At 61.1% G+C, this 19505-nt stretch carries 12 protein-coding genes; 3 read left to right on the plus strand and 9 right to left on the minus strand.

Features of this window, described 5'->3' with window-relative positions:
• Window positions 1–22 precede the first annotated feature (22 nt).
• Window positions 23–2020, minus strand: a complete 1998-nt coding sequence (locus tag AF70_RS06305) for an alpha-1,4-glucan--maltose-1-phosphate maltosyltransferase (RefSeq protein WP_028940485.1) — start codon at window positions 2018–2020, stop codon at window positions 23–25.
• Window positions 2021–2300: 280 nt separating this feature from the next.
• Here AF70_RS06305 and AF70_RS06310 point away from each other — a divergent pair, with 280 nt between their 5' ends.
• The 3 genes from AF70_RS06310 to mapR all read left to right on the plus strand — a co-directional run bounded on the left by AF70_RS06310 (window position 2301) and on the right by mapR (window position 5745).
• The gene (locus tag AF70_RS06310; RefSeq protein WP_019579267.1) at window positions 2301–2534 is read left to right on the plus strand and encodes a DUF3203 family protein; all 234 of its coding nucleotides are present in this window, start codon (window positions 2301–2303) and stop codon (window positions 2532–2534) included.
• 195 nt (window positions 2535–2729) lie between these two features.
• Window positions 2730–4160 carry a cytochrome c oxidase accessory protein CcoG gene (ccoG, locus tag AF70_RS06315; protein WP_026331697.1) on the plus strand — a complete coding sequence of 477 codons (1431 nt, stop codon included), beginning with the start codon at window positions 2730–2732 and terminating at the stop codon, window positions 4158–4160.
• 175 nt (window positions 4161–4335) lie between these two features.
• Window positions 4336–5745, plus strand: a complete 1410-nt coding sequence (gene mapR, locus AF70_RS06320; protein WP_019579269.1) for a GntR family transcriptional regulator MpaR — start codon at window positions 4336–4338, stop codon at window positions 5743–5745.
• 75 nt (window positions 5746–5820) lie between these two features.
• Here the strand turns inward: mapR and AF70_RS06325 are convergent, their stop codons facing one another.
• The 8 genes from AF70_RS06325 to AF70_RS06360 form a co-directional block, all read right to left on the minus strand.
• A complete protein-coding gene (locus tag AF70_RS06325) occupies window positions 5821–6567 on the minus strand; it encodes an SDR family oxidoreductase (protein ID WP_018926135.1) in 747 nt (248 codons plus the stop codon).
• A 268-nt stretch (window positions 6568–6835) separates the two neighbouring features.
• Entirely contained in the window at window positions 6836–8917 is a 2082-nt protein-coding gene (locus tag AF70_RS06330; protein WP_028940484.1) for a bifunctional diguanylate cyclase/phosphodiesterase, read from the minus strand.
• Window positions 8918–9198: 281 nt separating this feature from the next.
• A complete protein-coding gene (locus AF70_RS06335; protein WP_028940483.1) occupies window positions 9199–10680 on the minus strand; it encodes an efflux transporter outer membrane subunit in 1482 nt (493 codons plus the stop codon).
• Complete coding sequence (locus tag AF70_RS06340) at window positions 10677–13784, minus strand: efflux RND transporter permease subunit (RefSeq protein ID WP_028940482.1); 3108 nt, start codon at window positions 13782–13784, stop codon at window positions 10677–10679. Before AF70_RS06340 ends, AF70_RS06335 begins: the two co-directional genes overlap by 4 nt.
• Window positions 13781–16885 (minus strand): MdtB/MuxB family multidrug efflux RND transporter permease subunit, encoded by a 3105-nt coding sequence (locus AF70_RS06345; RefSeq protein ID WP_028940481.1) that lies wholly within the window; start codon window positions 16883–16885, stop codon window positions 13781–13783. The genes AF70_RS06340 and AF70_RS06345 overlap by 4 nt, the downstream gene beginning before the upstream one ends.
• Entirely contained in the window at window positions 16882–18198 is a 1317-nt protein-coding gene (locus tag AF70_RS06350; RefSeq protein WP_028940480.1) for an MdtA/MuxA family multidrug efflux RND transporter periplasmic adaptor subunit, read from the minus strand. The genes AF70_RS06345 and AF70_RS06350 overlap by 4 nt, the downstream gene beginning before the upstream one ends.
• Window positions 18199–18378: 180 nt before the next feature.
• Window positions 18379–18879: a thiol peroxidase gene (gene tpx / locus AF70_RS06355; RefSeq protein ID WP_018926141.1), complete on the minus strand. Its 501-nt coding sequence runs from the start codon at window positions 18877–18879 to the stop codon at window positions 18379–18381.
• 149 nt (window positions 18880–19028) lie between these two features.
• A complete protein-coding gene (locus AF70_RS06360; RefSeq protein WP_019579275.1) occupies window positions 19029–19472 on the minus strand; it encodes a polyketide cyclase in 444 nt (147 codons plus the stop codon).
• Window positions 19473–19505 lie beyond the last annotated feature (33 nt).

Consider the following 19505-nt stretch of genomic DNA (forward strand, 5'->3'; position numbering starts at 1 on the left):
GGAGAAAGCCCCCTTACCACCCTCAGGAATGAGTAATCCGCCAAATCCCGAACGGCAGATGCCACGGTTCGATCCGCATGAACTGGTACTTGCCGTGCCAGGTCCAGCGGTGGCCGTTCATCAAGTCTTCGCCTTGGGTGCTGGCATCGTCGGGCAGGCCCATTTCCCACAGCGGCAATTCAAAATTCGCTTCCTGGGCGTTATTCGGATCGAGGCTGACGGCCACCAGAATGAAATTGCTGCCATCCTCACTGCGCTTGCCGAAATACAGAATGTTGTCGTTCCAGGCGTTGTAGACCTTCAGGCCCAGATGCGTATGCAGCGCCGGGTTCTGCCGGCGGATGCGGTTGAGCTGGGCGATTTCGGCAATGATGTTGCCCGGCGCGGTGAAGTCCCGTGGGCGGATCTCGTACTTCTCGGAATTGAGGTACTCCTCCTTGCCCGGCACCGGTGCCGCTTCACACAACTCGAAGCCCGAATACATGCCCCATAACCCGGAACCCATGGTCGCAAGCGCCGCGCGAATCAGAAAACCGGGGCGCCCGGAGTCATGCAGGAATGCCGGGTTGATGTCCGGCGTATTGACGAAAAAATTCGGTCGGTAGCATTCGCGCCACGGCGACTCGTTGAGTTCGGTGAAATAGGTCGCCAGTTCGGTCTTGGTGTTGCGCCAGGTGAAATAGGTGTAGCTCTGGGAATAACCGACCTTGCCCAGACGCGCCATCATTGCCGGCGTGGTAAAGGCTTCCGCCAGAAAAATCACATCGGGGTACAGCGCCCGCACATCGGCGATCAACCACTGCCAGAACGGCAACGGTTTGGTGTGGGGGTTATCAACGCGAAACAGCTTCACGCCCTCTTCGACCCAGCCCACCACGATGTCGCGCAATTCAACCCACAGGCTGGGAATCGCGTCCACGGCATAGAAATCGACGTTGACGATGTCCTGATATTTCTTCGGCGGGTTCTCGGCGTATTTAATCGTGCCGTCCGGTCGCCAGTTGAACCAGCCTGGATGCTCTTTGAGCCATGGGTGATCCTGGGAACACTGAATCGCAAAGTCGAGGGCCACTTCCAGCCCATGTTCGGCAGCCGCCGCGACGAGCCGGCGAAAGTCCTCGCGGCTGCCCAGCTCCGAGTGAATCGCCTCATGCCCGCCTTCTTCGCTGCCGATGGCGTAAGGACTGCCCGGGTCGTCGGGGCCGGCGGTCAACGAGTTGTTCGGGCCTTTGCGATAGCTGCGGCCGATCGGGTGGATCGGCGTGAAGTACAGCACGTCGAAGCCCATGTCCTGAATCATCGCCAGTCGCGTATGCACGTCATTGAAGGTGCCATGACGGGTCGGATCATCAGTGATCGAGCGTGGGAACAATTCATACCAACTGGCGAACTGCGCCAACTCCCGCTCCACGTCCACCGGGTATTCAGGACTCAGGCTCACGAAAGGACGATGATCGGCCTGGGCCATCAAGTCCGCGCTGCGTTGGTGCAGAAACAAGGCCACCTGCTCGGTTTCGAGCAGACCGGACAACTCATGGTGCAACGCTGTCAGCTGCTCGCTGAGGTGGCCTTCGCTGCGTTCGGCTGCCTGCTGGACGTGCAGGCGCCCTTCCTGCAATTCCAGGCTGACCGACATGCAGGCCTCGTGCTTTTTTTTCAGCTCATAGCAAAAACTGGCGTACTGATCGATCCAGGCTTCGATGCAGAACGTATAGCGGCCCTGCTTCTTGACACGGAACTGACCCTGCCAGCCGTTATTGCCCAACTCGGCCATCACCTCGCTCTGCCAGGTGTCGTCGCCTTCGGCACGCCAACGGATGCGCACGGCCAGTTTGTCATGACCGTCGGCAAACACTTTGCTGGTCACCACCACGTCCTGATCGACCACGGCTTTAACGGCAAATTGCCCGCCATCGAGGGTCGGCATGGTGTTTTCGATCACGATACGCGGCAGCAGTAACGCCTGGGACAGCGGTATATGCGGGTTGTAGCTCAGTTCTGTGGGTTTTTCAGCGGTCATCGAGCATCTCTCCTTACGCCCCAAGGACGCTCTTGTGCCTGGTCATCACTCACACGAAGCAATCTGCCCCGAGATGAACTCAAGGGTATGAACACACATAAGTTCCGAGCCACAGGCGCCGGCAAAGTTCAGAGGGATTTGCCAGGCTCTTCGGGGAATCGAATCCTTCGGGCACGGGTCAACCTACTTAAGCACGACTCACGCCATCTATCGGTTGCACAGAACAATCACCGGCAAATGCGTCCTAACACTTAATGAATCCGCAAAAAAGGCCTCCTCCATGACCGTGCGAATCGAAAACCAGACCTGCTTTTTCATCACCGAGGACAGTGAAGAAATTCGCCTTTGCCCTGATATCACCATAATCACTGATGAGGAAAAATCCATGTCGGCAGTGGACTTCGACGGCCGGCGCTTCTACATCACCGAAGCAGAAGCCGACGCATTGACCGTAGCAGGCGCCGTGGACGGTCGCCGGCATTTGAAGGCCACGAACAGTGATTCGGTGATTTGACTGACCCGCATCAACACATCCCGCCAGCGCCTGACATAGGTACTTGCAGCCCGCCCTTGCGGGTGCATCAAGTTGTCGCAGGCGGGTGTGGGCAATCCATCTGATCCGCTTTTTATTGCGCTAGCTGAGTCTGTTATGCAAACAGATCGCTGGTCATAGTGCTCAGGCCTGATGGAGGCTGATGAGCGAAAGACCATGAGCGATAGAATCCCCGTCCGAACCGTTGAACCTGCCTCGTTTATAAAAAACAATGAGCCTTCGCGTCCAAAGATGAAGGCCAAATCCAGCGACAACCTGATCCACACCCGCAGCTTCACCGGCCTGTTCCGCACCCTGCGCATGAGCGGCGCGGGGTTTCTGTTTCTGCTGTTCTTCGGCACGGTGTGGCTGAACTGGGGCGGCCGCCAGGCGGTGCTTTGGGACCTGTCCGAAAGCAAATTCCACATCTTCGGCGCGACCTTCTGGCCCCAGGATTTCATCCTGCTGTCGGCGCTGCTGATCATCGCCGCCTTCGGTCTGTTTGCGATCACCGTGTTCGCAGGCCGGGTCTGGTGCGGTTACACCTGCCCGCAGAGCTCCTGGACCTGGATCTTCATGTGGTGCGAGAAGATCACCGAAGGCGAGCGCAACCAGCGGATCAAGCTGCAAGCCGCGCCCTGGGGCCTGAACAAACTGCTCCGCCGCTCGGCCAAACACACCTTGTGGCTGGCGATCAGCCTGCTCACCGGCCTGACCTTTGTCGGCTATTTCACACCGATCCGGCCCCTGGCCGAAGAGCTGCTGACTTTGCAAATCGGCGGTGTCAGCCTGTTTTGGGTGCTGTTTTTCACCGGTGCCACTTACATCAACGCCGGCTGGCTACGTGAAGCCGTGTGCATGCACATGTGCCCATATGCACGGTTCCAGAGCGTGATGTTCGACAAGGACACCCTGACCATTTCCTACGACGTGGCTCGCGGCGAAAACCGTGGCCCGCGTAAACGTGAAGTGAAACCCGCCGAGGTCGGACTGGGCGATTGCATCGACTGTCAGGTGTGCGTCCAGGTTTGCCCGACTGGCATCGACATCCGCGATGGCTTGCAGATGGAATGCATCGGTTGCGCCGCATGCATCGACGCCTGCGATTCGATCATGGACAAAATGGGCTACGCCCGAGGGCTGATCAGCTACACCTCGGAGCATCAATTGCAGGGTGGCAAGACCCACCTGCTGCGCCCGCGCCTGATCGGTTACACCGCGGTGCTGCTGGTGATGATCGGCGCCTTCGCCCTGGCCTTGGTGGAGCGGCCGATGGTGTCGCTGGACGTGAGCAAGGACCGTGGCCTGTTCCGCGAGAACAGTGAAGGCCAGATCGAAAACATCTACAGCCTGAAGGTCATTAACAAGACCCAGCAACGTCAGGATTACCGTCTGACGCTGGTCGATGACGACGGCTTCCAGTTGCAAGGCAAGACCGAACTGAGCCTGGCCCCCGGTGAAATTGTCGATGTGCCGGTGTCGGTGGCGATGACCACGGAACGGCCGAGCAGCAGCTCGCAGACGATCAGTTTCAAGATTGTCGACAGCGATGAGCCGGGTATCTATAGCGTGGCCAAGAGCCGGTTTGTTGCACCGATGAACCGCTGAGCCTTTAAGATGCAATCCTTTGTCCTGTGGCGAGGGGGCTTGCCCCCGTTCGGCTGCGAAGCAGTCGCAAAACCAGACAACTCGGTATGTCTGAAAAATGTAGGGGGCCGCTTCGCGACCCAACGGGGGCAAGCCCCCTCGCCACAAAATGCACAATTCACTAACCGGGCACTCGATGAAACGCTACGAAAAATTCGCCGACGACATCGCTGAACTGATCCGCTCCGGCGTTCTTGGCCCCGGCCATCGGGTGCCGTCGGTGCGCTACGCCAGCCAGACCTACGGCGTCAGCCCGTCCACGGTGTTCCAGGCCTATTATCTGCTCGAACGTCGCGGTTTGATCCGCGCCCGGCCGCGTTCTGGCTACTTCGTCAACGCCCATGCACCGAGCCCGTTCTCGGAGCCGGTGATCAGCAGCCAGGTCAACGAGTCCACCGAAGTCGACGTCAGCGAACTGGTGTTCTCAGTGCTGGACTCGATCAAGGACCCCACCACCGTGCCCTTCGGCTCGGCCTTCCCCAGCCCCACGCTGTTCCCGCTGCAGCGCTTGTCCCGCTCGCTGGCCAGTGCCGCCCGGGAGATGGACCCGCGCATGGTGGTCACCGACATGTCGCCGGGCAACCCGCAACTGCGTCGGCAAATCGCCCTGCGCTACATGGTCGGCGGGCTGATGCTGCCGATGGAGGAACTGCTGATCACCAACGGTGCGCTGGAAGCGCTGAACCTGTGCCTGCAAGCCGTCACCGAGCCTGGCGATCTGGTGGCCATCGAAGCCCCGGCCTTTTACGCCAGCCTGCAAGTGCTGGAACGGCTGAAGCTCAAAGCCGTGGAAATCCCCGTCCACCCGCGAGACGGCATCGACCTCGGCGTACTCGCCCAGACCCTGGAACGGCACCCGATCAAGGCGTGCTGGTGCATGACCAGTTTCCAGAACCCCATGGGCGCGACCATGCCCGAGGCGAAGAAACAGGAACTGGTGGAGTTGTTGCGCAGCCATCAGGTGCCGCTGATCGAGGATGACGTTTACGCCGAGCTCTATTACGGCCAACAGGCGCCGAAACCGGCCAAGGCGTTCGACACCGAAGGGCTGGTGATGCATTGCGGTTCGTTCGCCAAGAGCCTGGCCCCCGGCTACCGCATCGGCTGGGTCGCCGCCGGGCGCTATGCGCAGAAAATCGAACGGCTGAAACTCATGACCTCGCTGTGCGCTTCGATGCCCGCCCAGGCCGCCATCGCCGATTACCTGCAACACGGCGGCTACGACCGGCACCTGCGCAAACTGCGTTACGCCCTGGAAGAACAGCAAAGTGCGATGCTCGCCGCCATCGCCCGCTACTTCCCGGCCCAGACCCGCGTCAGCCAACCGGCCGGCGGTTACTTCCTGTGGCTGGAACTGCCACCGCAGATGGATTCGTTGAAGTTGTTCCAGATGGCATTGGCGCAGGGGATCAGCATTGCACCGGGGCCGATTTTTTCACCGACCCAGCGGTTCAGGAATTGTATTCGGTTGAATTACGGCAGCCCGTGGACCGAGGATTCGGAGAAGGCGATGGAGACGTTGGGGCGGATTGTCAGGTCCTTTTAACAGCAAAAGATCGCGGCGCCCACAGGCGCGTGGGAGCTGCCGAAGGCTGCGATCTTTTGATCTTGCTTCTGATCTTTACCGCCCACCACCAAGATCGACGAAAGTCCCCGTCGCATACGACGCCTTATCCGACAACAACCACACAATCGCCTCCGCCACTTCATCCGGCCGCCCACCGCGTGCCATCGGGATCGCCGATTCCAGCTTGCTGACCCGGTCCGGATCGCCGCTCAATGCATGGAAATCGGTGTAGATGTAACCCGGACGCACCGCATTGACGCGAATCCCCTCGCCCGCCACTTCCTTGGACAGGCCAATGGTGAAGGTGTCCAGCGCCCCCTTGGACGCGGCGTAATCCACGTACTCGTTGGGTGAGCCCAAACGCGAGGCGACCGAGGAAACATTGACGATGCTGCCGCCCTGCCCGCCGTGTTTGGGCGACATGCGCAAAATCGCGTGTTTGGCGCAGAGGATCGGCGCCAGGACGTTGGTCTTGAGGATTTTCAGAATGCGGAATTCCGACATTTCGTCGATCCGCGACTTTTGTCCGACGGTGCCGGCGTTGTTCACCAGCGCGGTGACCCGGCCCAGTTCGGTGTCCACCCGATGAAACAGAGCGATCACTTCGTCTTCAATGCTGACGTCAGCACGCACGGCGATGGCTTGGGCACCGCGTGCGCGGACTTGCTCCAGCACACTGAGCGCCGCCTGTTCGTCGGACTGATAATTGATGCAGATCCGATAACCTTGTTCGGCGGCCAACAGGGCCGTGGCGGCGCCGATTCCACGGCTGCCGCCGGTGATGACGATAACTTTGTCCATGCTGGCTTTCCCCCGTTCCAAGCGTAAGCAGTCGGGGCCAAGAATAACCGCCATTGCGCGGTTTTGCATGGGCCTGCATCAACCCTGTGATGACAAACCTGTGGCGAGGGAGCTTGCTGTGGTGAGGGGGCTTGCCCCCGTTCGGCTGCGAAGCAGTCGTAAATTCAGGCAACTCGGTGAACATGAAAAATCGAAGAGGGACCGCTTCGCGGTCCAACGGGGGCAAGCCCCCTCACCACAGGCAAGCTCTCCTCACCACAAGGATCAATCAGCCCGTTGCCAATTGCTCCCCCCGGTGTATGTCGACCATGAAGCGATCGGCCGGCAGCGGATGCCCGAGCAGGTAGCCCTGCAACGAGTCGCAGCCCAGCTGGGTCAGGAAGTCTTGCTGGACGCCGGTTTCCACCCCTTCGGCGACGATCCGCAGGCCCAGCGCCTGGCCCAGGGCGACGATGGCCGAGACAATGGCCGCATCGTCGCTGTCGTGCTCCAGATCGCGGACAAAACCCCGGTCGATCTTCAGCTCATTAGCCGGCAGGCGCTTGAGGTACATCAAGCTCGAATAGCCGGTACCGAAGTCATCGATGGACAGGTCGACGCCCATTTCCGACAGCTCCTGCAACACCGTCATGCTCGCATCGGCGTCGCTCATGGCGGTGGTTTCGGTGATTTCCAGGGTCAGGCTGTTGGCCGGCAGATGATGGGTGGCCAGGGCTTTGGCAACGCTCTGCACCAGCCCCGCATGGCAGAATTGCAAGGCCGAGAGGTTCACCGCGATACGCCAATCGGTGTAACCGAGCACGTACCACTCGCGCATCTGCCGGCAGGCCTCGTTGAGCACCCACTCGCCAATCGGAATGATCAGCCCGGTCTTCTCCGCAAGGTCAATGAACGTGTCCGGCTGCAGCAGGCCCTGGGTCGGATGCTCCCAGCGCAGTAACGCCTCGGCGCCCACTGGTCGGCCATGACCGGCGTCGAATTTGGGCTGGTAATAAAGTTTGAACTGCTGCTGATCGACGGCACTGCGCAAGTCCTGGAGCAATTGCAGCTGTTTGCGCGCGTTGCTGTTCATCGAGGCGTCGAAGAAGCGATGACCGTTTTTCCCGGCGCCTTTAGCGTGGTACATCGCGGCATCGGCGTTCATCAGCAACTCATCGGCCGTCTGACCGTTGCCCGGATAGAGCGCGATGCCGACACTGGCGGAAATCTGCAAGTCATGTTCGGCGACCCGGAACGAGCGCGCAATCAACCCGACCTGACGCTCCGCCAGGCTCAGCGCATCATTCGGCTCGTTCAGGCGCACCAGCAACACGAACTCGTCGCCGCCGATCCGCGCCAGGGTGTCCTGGCTACGCAGGTCTTCGCGCAGGCGCAGTGCAACTTCACGCAACAGCTGGTCGCCCATGTGATGGCCAAACGCATCGTTGACCGGTTTGAATCCATCCAGATCAATGAACATCAACGCAAAACAGCCGCCCTGCTCCTGCACTTTCGATATGGCCTGATCGATACGGTCAGCCAGCAACATGCGGTTGGGCAGACCGGTCAGGGTGTCGTGCAAGGCCAGTTGAGTGAGTTCACGGTTGGCCACGGTCAGCGAGTGGGCGAGGTCCGCAGTGCGAGCCTCCAGGCGGGCATCGAGGATCGATGTCAGCAAGGCGATGCTCAATATCGCCAAGGTGGTGATCAGCACCAGGCTGTCCAGCCCCTTGCCGTTCAAGCCGCTTACCGCCGCACCACAGAAACTGCCGGCGGCAAAGCGCGCCGCGGCCATGCCGGTGTAGTGCATGCCGACGATGGCAATGCCCATGATGACTGCCGCACCCGCACGGAACAGGCGAACATGCGGCGTGTGCTGGCGCAGGCGGAAAGCGATCCATAACGCCGCGCCCGACGCGCCGACGGCAATCAGCAGCGACGCGCCAAACAGAGTCGGGTCGTAATCGATGCCCGGCTGCATGCGCATGGCGGCCATGCCGGTGTAATGCATGGCGCTGATACCAGCGCCCATGACCAGCGCGCCGAACGCCAGTTGCCAGGCCGGCAGCCGTGGCTGACTGACCAGCCATAGGGCAAAGCCGCAAGACAGCACCGCGATCAACAGCGACAGTGCCGTGAGGGTGGTGTCGTAGCCCAGGTCGATCGGCAATGTGAACGCAAGCATGCCGATGAAATGCATCGACCACACGCCGATGCCCATCGCAAAAGCGCCGCCCGCCGTCCATAAATGCACCGCTCGGCCCTTGGCCGTGGCGATGCGTCCGGTGAGGTCAAGCGCGGTATAAGAGGCCAGTATCGCCACGCACAGCGATATGAAAACCAGCGGAAGGGAATAACTACCAATGAGCATGGGATTTCTCGCAACAGCCCCCGCCATACTGTGTTTGTTCTCGGGGAGCAAAGCCGGCGATTGTACTGATTCCGCGGACGAACGCACTCACAAAGTAATCAAAAGGCCACCAAGATGATGAAGCTGTTGTGTGACCCTGTGGCGAGGGGGCTTGTCGGAACGCCGCATCGCCCCGTTCGGCTGCGCAGCAGTCGTAAAATAAGGCGGTTCGGTATATCTGAAGAATGCAGGGGGCCGCTTCGCGCCCCAACGGGGGCAAGCCCCCTCGCCACAGGGTGGTGCTATTGCTTGTCACTCACCTGAAGCTGCCCGTCCCACCCACCACCCAGCGCGGCAATCAACTGCACGCTGGCAATCAGCCGGCTCTGCAACAAGCTCAGCACGTTGCGTTCGTTGTTCAACGCCGTGGCTTGAACCACCACCACATCCAGATAAGCGATCAACCCGGCCTTGTACTGATTCCGGGTCAAGCGAAGGGATTCGCGCGCCGCATCCAGAGCTTCCTGGCGCACGACCGCTTCGTCTTCCAGCACCTTGAGCTGCACCAGGTAATTTTCTACCTCACGAAAACCATCGAGCACGGTCTGGCGGTATTTGGCGACAGTCTCGTCGTAGGCCGCTTCACTACGGTCGACTTCCGCCGAGCGCTGGCCACCGTCGAACAGGGTCATGGCCAGTTGTGGGCCGACCGACCAGAAGCGGTTCGGCAGGCTGATCCAGTTGGCGTAGGTGCTACTGCTATAACCGCCGTTCATGTTCAGAGTCAGGTCCGGGTAGTAGGCAGCTTTGGCCACTCCGATGTTGGCGTTGGCGGCCATCACCGAGCGCTCGGCGGCGGCGATGTCCGGGCGGCGCTCCAACAACTGCGAAGGCAGGCTTAGCGGCACCTGGGGCAACGCCGGGATGTCCGAGGTTTCAGCCAGGCTGAATTCCGCTGGCGGCAGGCCGATCAGCACGGCGATGGCGTTCTCGAACTGCGCGCGCTGCCAGATCAGGTCGACCATTTCCGCCTGAGTGGTTTTGAGCTGAGTGGTGGCCTGGGCCACCGCATCCTTGCCGGAGACGCCGGCGCGGTACTGGTTTTCGGTCATTTTCAGCGAGCGCTGATAGGCCTCGACTGTCGCTTCCAGCAGGCGTTTCTGCTCATCGATCACCCGTAATTGCAGGTAGTTCTGCACCAGCTCCGATTGCTGGCTCAGGCGCATCGCCGCCAGGTCGGCAAAGCTCGCCTGGGCGTTGGCCGTGTCGGCTTCCAGGCCTCGACGTAATTTGCCCCAGATGTCGGCTTCCCAACTGACCCCGGCCTGGGCCGAGTAAGTGTCACGGATGCCGCTGGACGAACTGCTCAAGCTCGAACTGCTGCTGCCGGTGCCCTGGCTGGAGCGGTTCTTGCTGACGGTCAGGTCCACCGTCGGGAAAAATGCCCCCCGGGCACTGCGCACCAAGGCCTGGGCCTGACGGTACTGGGCCTCGGACTGGGCAACGGTCTGGTTGGCGCTGTTGAGCTTTTCGATCAGGCCGTTGAGCTGCTGATCGCCGTACAGCTCCCACCAGGCACCGCGCGCCAACGAATCGCTGGGGTTGGCCTGACGCCAGCCGGCCGCCTCTTTGTACTGCGCAGGCGCAGCGGCTTGCGGGCGCTGGTAATCCGGGCCGATGGCGCAGGCGCTGAGCATCGCCACGCACAGCGACAGGCTCAGCAAACGCGAGCCTCGGGCCGTGATCAGCGGTGCAGCCAGGTTGAGAAGCGAACGGTCAGTCATAGCGGAGTTTCCAGAGCAGCATCGGTACGCACCCCACGCCAGTGGTTGAAACGATGGCGCAGTTTGTCGAGATAGAGGTAAACCACCGGGGTGGTGTAAAGGGTCAGCACCTGGCTGAAGACCAGCCCACCGATGATGGTCAGGCCCAGCGGCTGACGCATTTCCGCGCCCTCAGCGCGGCTCAGCAGCAACGGCAAGGCGCCGAGAATCGCTGCCAGGGTGGTCATCAGAATCGGTCGCAGCCGTTGCAGGCAGGCGCTGCGGATCGATTCCAGCGGCTCCAGGCCTTGATGCCGTTCCAGTTGCAGCGCCAGGTCGATCATCAGGATGGCGTTTTTCTTCACCACGCCGATCAGCAGAAACAGCCCGAGCAAGGAGATCAGGCTGAACTCGCCGCCCAGCACATAGATTGACAGCAACGCACCGACACCGGCCGACGGCAAGGTCGACAGGATCGTCAGCGGATGAATGTAGCTTTCGTACAGCACGCCCAGCACCAGATACACCGCCACCAGCGCGCCGAGAATCATCCACGGCTGGCTCTTCTGTGCGGCGGCGAAGGCGTCGGCGGTGCCGGCCATTTTCGCGATCACGTCTTCCGGCAGGCCAACCTTGGCAATCGCCCGTTCGATGGCCGCCGAGCCCTGCTCCACCGTCACCCCTTCGGCCATGTCGAAGGCAATGCTTTCCGAAGCGAACTGGCCTTCGTGGCTGACCCGGTCGTTTTCCAGGCTGCTCTCATAGTGGGCGATGGTCGACAACGGAATTCGTGCGCCGTCGGCAGTGATCACTTTGACCTGGTTCAGGGTGACCGGGTCCTGGGCGTATTTCGGATTGACCTCCATCACCACCTGATACTGGTTGAGGCTGTCGTAGATCGTCGAAATCTGCCGCTGGCTGTAGGCATTGTTCAGCACTGCCGTGACCATGTTCATGTCCACGCCCAGCCGCTTGGCCTGATCGCGATCGACAATCAGCGTCACTTGCTGGGCGCCACGGCCTTCGCGGGCGTCAATCGCCGTCAGCTCAGGCAGGGCCTTGAAGGCGGCAACGACTTTCGGATACCACTCGCGTAAAGCGCCGAGATCGCCACTTTGCAGGATGTAGGAATACTGCGAGGTGGTCTGCTCGCGACCGCCGCCGAATTGCAGGTCCTGGTCAGCCATCAGCATCAATTGCGCACCGGGCACCTTGGGCATTTCCTTGCGCAAACGCTCGATGACTTTCTGCGCGGACAGGTTGCGTTCCTTGATCGGCTTGAGCCGCACCAGCATGAACGCGTTATTGGTGCCGTTGTTGCCACCGATGAACCCGGCGACGCTTTGCACCGCTTCGTCCTTCAACACCGCGCGGCGGAAGGTTTCCATCTTCGGCTGCATCACGCTGAACGACAGGCCATTATCGCCGCGCACGAAACCGATCAGCTGGCCGGTGTCTTGCTGAGGAAGAAAGGTTTTAGGAACAACAACATACAGCGCAATGTTTACGCCAACTGTCACGATCAGACTGAGCAAGGTCAGTCGGCGATGACGCAGCACCCAGTCGAGACTGGTGGCGTATTTGCCGACCATCCACTCATTGGCCCGCTGGCTCCAGCGTTGCAGACGGTTTTCCTGCCCCGGCGTATGCGGCTTGAGCCAGCGCGCGCAGAGCATCGGCGTCAGCGTCAGCGACACCAGCAACGACACCACGATGGCCGCCGCCAGGGTGATGGAAAACTCGCGGAACAGGCTTTCGATGATCCCGCCCATGAACAGGATCGACAGAAACACCGCCACCAGCGAGACGTTCATCGACAGCAGCGTGAAGCCGACTTCCTGCGCCCCGAGGTACGCGGCCTTCATCGGCGGTACGCCCTTGTCGATGTGCCGGGAAATGTTCTCCAGCACCACGATGGCATCGTCCACTACCAACCCGGTGGCCAGAATCAGCGCCATCAGCGACAGGTTGTTCAGGGAGAAGCCATAGAGGTACATCACCGCAAACGTGCCCACCAACGATACCGGCACCGCCAGGGTCGGGATCAGCGAGGCGCGCAAGTTACCGAGGAACAGGAACACCACCAGAATCACCAGCGCCACCGCAATCAGCAGGGTCATTTCCGCTTCGTGCAGGGTGGCCTTGATCACCGGCGAACGGTCCATCGCCAGGTTGAGCTTGACGCTGGCCGGCAGCACCGCCTGCAAGGCCGGCAACTGCGCCTTGATCTCGTTGACCGTCTCGATGATGTTGGCGCCGGCCTGGCGGTTGATCACCAGCAACACCGCTGCGTCGTCATTGAAGAACCCGCTGTTGTAGCGGTCCTCGACGCCGTCGCTGACCTTGGCCACATCCTTCAATCGCAGGGCCGCGCCGTCTGCGTAGTGAATGATCAGCGACTCGTAATCCTTGGCCTTTTCCAGCTGATCGTTGGCCTGGACCTGCCACAGCCGCTGGCCGTCTTCGACCGAGCCCTTGGGCCGGCGCACGTTGGCGTTGGCGATGGTGGTGCGCACATCGTCCAGTGCCACGCCGTACTGGTTGAGCGCCTGGGGTTCGAGCTCGATGCGCACCGCTGGCAACGAACTGCCGCCGATCTGCACTTCACCTACGCCCTGCACCTGGGACAGGCTCTGGGACAGAATGGTCGAGGCCAAGTCGTAGAGCTGGCCTTTTTCCAGCACATCCGAGGTCAGCGACAGCACCATGATCGGCGCTTGCGATGGGTTGACCTTCTTGTAGGTCGGCATGCTGCGCATCCCGCTGGGCAGCAGGTTGCGCGAGGCGTTGATCGCCGCCTGCACTTCCCGCGCCGCGCCGTTGATGTCGCGGTCCAGGTCGAACTGCAGAATCACCCGGGTCGAGCCTTGGCTGGAACGGCTGCTCATGGTGTTGACCCCGGCGATGGTACCGAAGGAACGCTCCAGCGGCGTGGCCACGGTTGAGGCCATGACCTCCGGGCTCGCGCCAGGCAGACTGGCCTGAACCACGATCACCGGGAAATCCATCTGCGGCAGTGGCGATACCGGCAACAGTCCGAAGCTCACGCCGCCCAGCAGCATGATCGCCAGGCTCAGCAACATCGTCGCGACCGGGCGCTTGATGAAAGGTCCGGACAGGTTCATGGCTGCTCTACCGGGTCCACGGACTGGGCCTTACGACCCCAGCGCCGCCCGAGGCGGTCGAAGTACAGGTAAATGACGGGCGTGGTAAACAGCGTCAGCACCTGACTCACCAGCAAGCCACCGACCATCACCAGACCCAAAGGCTGGCGCAACTCCGCGCCGGAGCCGGTGGCGAGCATCAGCGGCACCGCGCCGAACAATGCTGCCAGGGTGGTCATCAGAATCGGCCGGAAGCGCAGCAGCGCCGCCTGATAGATCGCAGCCTGCGGGTCCATGCCCTGATTACGTTCGGCTTCAAGGGCGAAGTCGATCATCATGATCGCGTTCTTTTTCACGATACCGATCAGCAAGATGATGCCGATGATCGCGATCATCCCCAGGTCATTACCGCTCAACAGCAGCGCCAGCAAGGCGCCGACCGCCGCCGAGGGCAAGGTCGAGAGGATGGTGATCGGGTGAATATAGCTCTCGTAGAGCACGCCGAGCACGATGTACATGGTCACCACCGCCGCCAGAATCAGCAGCAAGGTGCTCGACAGCGACGCCTGGAACGCTTCGGCCGCGCCCTGGAACTGGGTCTGCACGCCAATCGGCATGCCGATGTCTTTCTGCACCTGATCGATGATCTGCACCGCCTGCCCCAGCGCCACGCCGGGCGCCAGGTTGAACGACATCATCACCGCCGGAAACTGGCCGATGTGGGTGATCGCCAGTTGCGCCTGACGCTCCTCGACATGCGCCAGGCTGGACAAACGGACCTGGCCGCCATCGGTGGTCTTGACGTGAATCTGGTTCAGCGCATCGGGGCCGATCTTCTCGCCGGACTGCGATTGCAGCACCACGCGGTACTGGCTGGCCTGGGTGTAAATGGTGGAAATCTGCCGCTGGCCGAAGGCGTCATACAGCGCGTCGGTGATGTTCGACACCGATACGCCAACCCGCGACGCCGCATCGCGGTCGATCACCAGATAAACCTGCAAGCCCTTGTCCTGCAAATCGCTGGCGACATCGGTCAGTTCCGGCCGTTGCGCCAGGGCTTCGACCAGACGCCCGCTCCACAAGCTAAGCAACTCAGCATCCGGCGACGACATGCTGAACTGGTACTGCGTACGGCTGACCCGATCTTCGATGGTCAGGTCCTGCACCGGCTGCATGAACAGGCGAATGCCGACCAGCTTGTCCAGCTCCGGTTGCAAGCGGGCAATGACTTGGGTGGCGCTCAGGTTGCGGTGGCTGTGGGACTTGAGGTTGATCAGTAACCGGCCGCTGTTGAGCGTCGAGTTATCACCGTCGACGCCAATATAGGACGACAGGCTTTCGACCGCCGGGTCAGCCAGAATCACCTTGGCCAGTTCCTGCTGGCGCTCGCTCATCGCCGCGAAGGAAATCGACTGCGGCGCCTCGGAAATCCCCTGGATCACCCCGGTGTCCTGCACCGGGAAGAACCCCTTGGGCACCACCATGTACAGGAAAACGGTCAATGCCAACGTGCCGATGGCCACCAGCAAGGTCAGCGGCTGATGCTTGAGCACCCACTGCAACTTGCGCCCGTAGGCGGCGATCATCCAGTCGATGGTCGCGCCACTGGAGCGGTAGAACCAGCCCTGATCTTTTTCCTTGGGCTCACGCTTGAGCAACCGCGCGCACATCATCGGCGTCAGGGTCAGGGACACCACCAGCGAAATCAGGATCGCCACCGCCAACGTGATCGCGAACTCGCGGAATAAACGCCCCACCACATCAGCCATGAACAGTAGCGGAATCAGCACCGCGATCAACGACAGCGTCAGGGAAATAAGGGTGAAGCCAATCTGCTTGGCGCCCTTGAGCGCCGCTTGCAGCGGGCTGTCGCCCTCTTCGATGAAGCGGGAAATGTTCTCCAGCATCACGATCGCATCATCCACCACGAAACCGGTGGCGATGGTCAGCGCCATCAGGGTCAGGTTGTTGACCGAAAACCCGGCGAGGTACATCACGCCGAAGGTGCCGATCAACGACAGCGGCACCGCCACCGACGGAATGATCGTGGCACTGGCTCGCCGCAAAAACAGGAACGTGACCATCACCACCAGGGCGATGGCGATCAGCAGTTCGTGTTGCACGTCGGTGACCGAGGCGCGGATGGTCTGGGTGCGATCGGTGAGCACCGTGACGTCGAGGCCGGCCGGCAGGTTGTCGGTGATGCTCGGCAGCAAGGCCTTGATCCGGTCGACCACCTCGATGACGTTGGCGCCGGGCTGACGCTGGATGTTCAGCAGCACGGCCTGGTTTTCATTGGCCCATGCCGCCAGGCGTTCGTTCTCGGCGCCATCGACAATTTCCGCCACGTCCTTGAGCCGCAACGGCGCGCCGTTTTTATAGGCCAGAATCAGGTTGGCGTAGTCCTTGGGTGACGTCAGCTGGTCGTTGGCGTCGAGCATCGACACCCGGGTCGGGCCGTCGAAGTTGCCCTTGGGCTGGTTGACGTTGGAGGCACCGATCAAGGTGCGCACGTCCGACAGGTTCAGGCCGTTGGCCGCCAGGGCCTCGGGGTTGACCTTGATCCGCACCGCCTGACGCTGACCACCGGCAATGCTGACCATGCCGACGCCGCTGATCTGGGCGATTTTCTGCGCCATACGGGTATCGACCAAGTCATTGAGCTTGGGCAGCAGCATGGTTTTGGAGGTGATGGCCAGGGTCAGCACCGGGGTATCCGCCGGGTTGACCTTGTTGTACACCGGCGGTGCCGGCAAATCCTTGGGCAGCAAATTGGTCGCGGCGTTGATCGCGGCCTGCACTTGCTGCTCGGCGACGTCCATGTTGATGTCGAGGCTGAACCGCAGGGTCAGCACCGAGGCACCTCCGGAACTGGTCGAAGCCATCTGGGTCAGGCCGGGCATCTGGCCGAATTGACGCTCCAGCGGCGCGGTCACGGCGCTGGTCATGACATCCGGGCTGGCGCCGGGATAGAGCGTCATGACGCGGATGGTCGGGTAATCGACCTGGGGCAATGCCGACACCGGCAGCAGCCGATAAGCGATCACACCGGCCAGAATAATGGCCAGCATGCTCAGGGTCGTGGCGACCGGGCGAAGGATGAACAGCCGCGAGATGTTCATGCGCCGCCCTTTTTCGCCTTGTCGGTGGTCGCCGGCTCGCCTGGGGTCGCCGCCGATTTGCCTTGCAGATGTTCGGTCGGAGTGGTCGGTACATCCTTGCTGTCGTTGACCACTTCCACTTCACTGCCGTCCTTCAGGCGGTCGGTGCCTTCCAGCACCACCCGATCACCGATGGCCAGGCCTTCGGTGATCACGGTGTTTTCCCCGTCACTGGCGCCGACTTTCAACTGGCGGATGGTGACCTTCTTGTCGCCGTCCAGCGCATAGACGAATGTGCCGTTGGTGCCGAACTGGATCGCCGCCGAGGGTGCAAGCACCACATCTTTAAGGGTATCGGCCAGCAGGTGCACGTTGACGAACTGATTCGGGAACAGCGCTTGATCGCGGTTCTCGTAGCGGGCCTTGAATTTCAGGGTGCCGGTGGTGACGTCGATCTGGTTATCGAGGCTCTGCAACACGCCAGTGGCCTGCAACTGGGTGTCGCCGCGGTCCCAGGCTTCGGCGGGCAGCTTGGCGCCGGTGCGATAGCGGGTCAGCACGGTGTCCAGGCTGTTTTCCGGCAAGGTAAACGCCACGCTGATCGGTTGGGTCTGGGTGATGATCACCAGCGCCGTGGTGTCGTTGGCCGCCACGAGGTTGCCGACGTCCAACTGCCGCAGGCCCACACGCCCGGTGATCGGAGCGCGGATCTTGGTGAATTCGAGATTGAGCTTGGCGTCGTTGACCGCCGCCTGATTGGTCTTGACCGTGCCCTGGTACTGGGCGACCAGCGCTTCGGCGGTGTCCAGGGTTTGCTTGGCGATACTGTCTTCGCGGTACAGGCCACGATAGCGCTCGACGTCGACCTGGGCGTTTTTCAATTGCGCCTGATTCTGCAGCAAGGTGCCTTCGGCCTGGAGCAAGGCATTCTGATAGGGACGTGGATCGATCTCGGCCAGCAGGTCACCCGCCTTGACCATCTGCCCTTCATCGAAATAGACCTTGACCAGTTCGCCACCGACGCGGCTGCGCACATTGATGGTGTTCAGCGCCGTGACCGTGCCCAGCGCCTTGTAATACAGCGGAAAATCGCCTTTGACCACCGGCGCCACGCGCACCGGAACCGGTCCCGTCGCCCCGCCGAATCCCGGACGCATCCCCCCCGACCGACCGGTATGCCCGGCAACGGCTTTCTGCCCTGCGCCCTCCTTCGGGGTGCTGCCAGCGGGCCAGAACTTCCAGCACAGGCCGGCGATGACCAACAGGACAAGCAGGCCGAACAGCCAGCGACGAGGATTGCGGGAAGCGGAGGATTGCATGGAATGATCAACCATTGGGCGCGTGCGCTTTTTTCTACGGGAGGCTGAACGATAAGCACTGGCGGGTATTAAGCAAAGCGCCTTTACCGGCAATTTACCTTTGGCTTACCTAACAGGAGTTTTGGCTAAGACACTGAAGCACAAATGAAAACGGCCTGGACAGGGCCAGGCCGTTAACAATTGTAAAAACTTTGCTTACTTCAGAACGGCGAGCGCTGCGTCGTAGTTCGGTTCTTCAGCAATTTCCTTGACCAGTTCGCTGTGCAGAACCTTGTCGTTTTCGTCCAGAACCACGACGGCACGGGCGGTCAAGCCTTTGAGTGGACCGTCGGCAATGGCTACGCCGTAGTTTTCCTTGAACTCGGCACCGCGCAGGGTCGACAGGTTCTGTACGTTTTCCAGGCCTTCGGCGCCGCAGAAGCGGGCTTGGGCGAACGGCAGGTCAGCGGAGATGCACAGCACGACGGTGTTGGCCACGTCATTGGCCTGGGCGTTGAACTTACGCACCGAGGTGGCGCAGGTCGGGGTGTCGACGCTTGGGAAGATGTTCAACACTTTGCGCTTGCCGGCGAAGCTCGCCAGGGTCACGTCGGACAGATTGCCGGCAACCAGGGAAAAGGCTGGCGCCTGGGAACCGGCTTGTGGCAGTTGGCCGTTGACTTGAACCGGGTTGCCTTTGAGAGTGACTTGAGCCATGAACGGAGTCCTTCTGAACGTTGATGTAGAGAATTTTGACGAGGCCGAAGTTAACCACGAAATGGGCCGGGGACCTATGCAAAAACACAAATTGTCATGAGTGGCGGGAGAGGCAAACCTGCAATTCCACAGGGCTGGATGCACGTGCACTACCCAAGCAACCGCAGCATATTGCGGTGCCGCGCCGCGAAAATCCGCCGCATGTAGGCATTCACCAGCAGCCCTTCAGTCAAGGCACCGCCAATCGCCGCATAGGTCACGCGGTCGGTGTACAGCGTACCGCCCTCACCCGCCGCCACCCGATGTTCATGACGAAAGGCACGCAGCGGCCCCTTGAGCATTTCATCGATGAAATGCGTGTCGCCAACCTCCCGGATCACCACCGTCCAGTTCGACGGGATCAGGTTGAACATCCAGTGCCTGAAGCGAAACTCGTGCCCGGCTTCGATGCGCAGGTTATCCAGGTCGATATCACCCCGCGACGTGACCCGTTCCGGAAAGATCTTCGGGAAATTGGCGCCTTCCAGGCAGAAGTCGAGAACTTGCCCGGGAGTTCGGTCGGGGATCAGTGTGGTGAGTTCCAGTACGGGCATGAAGGGCACCTTCCGTTGGTCGTTGGATGGGTT

It is taken from the genome of Pseudomonas sp. KD5 (genome assembly GCF_012932895.1).
GTDB lineage: Bacteria > Pseudomonadota > Gammaproteobacteria > Pseudomonadales > Pseudomonadaceae > Aquipseudomonas.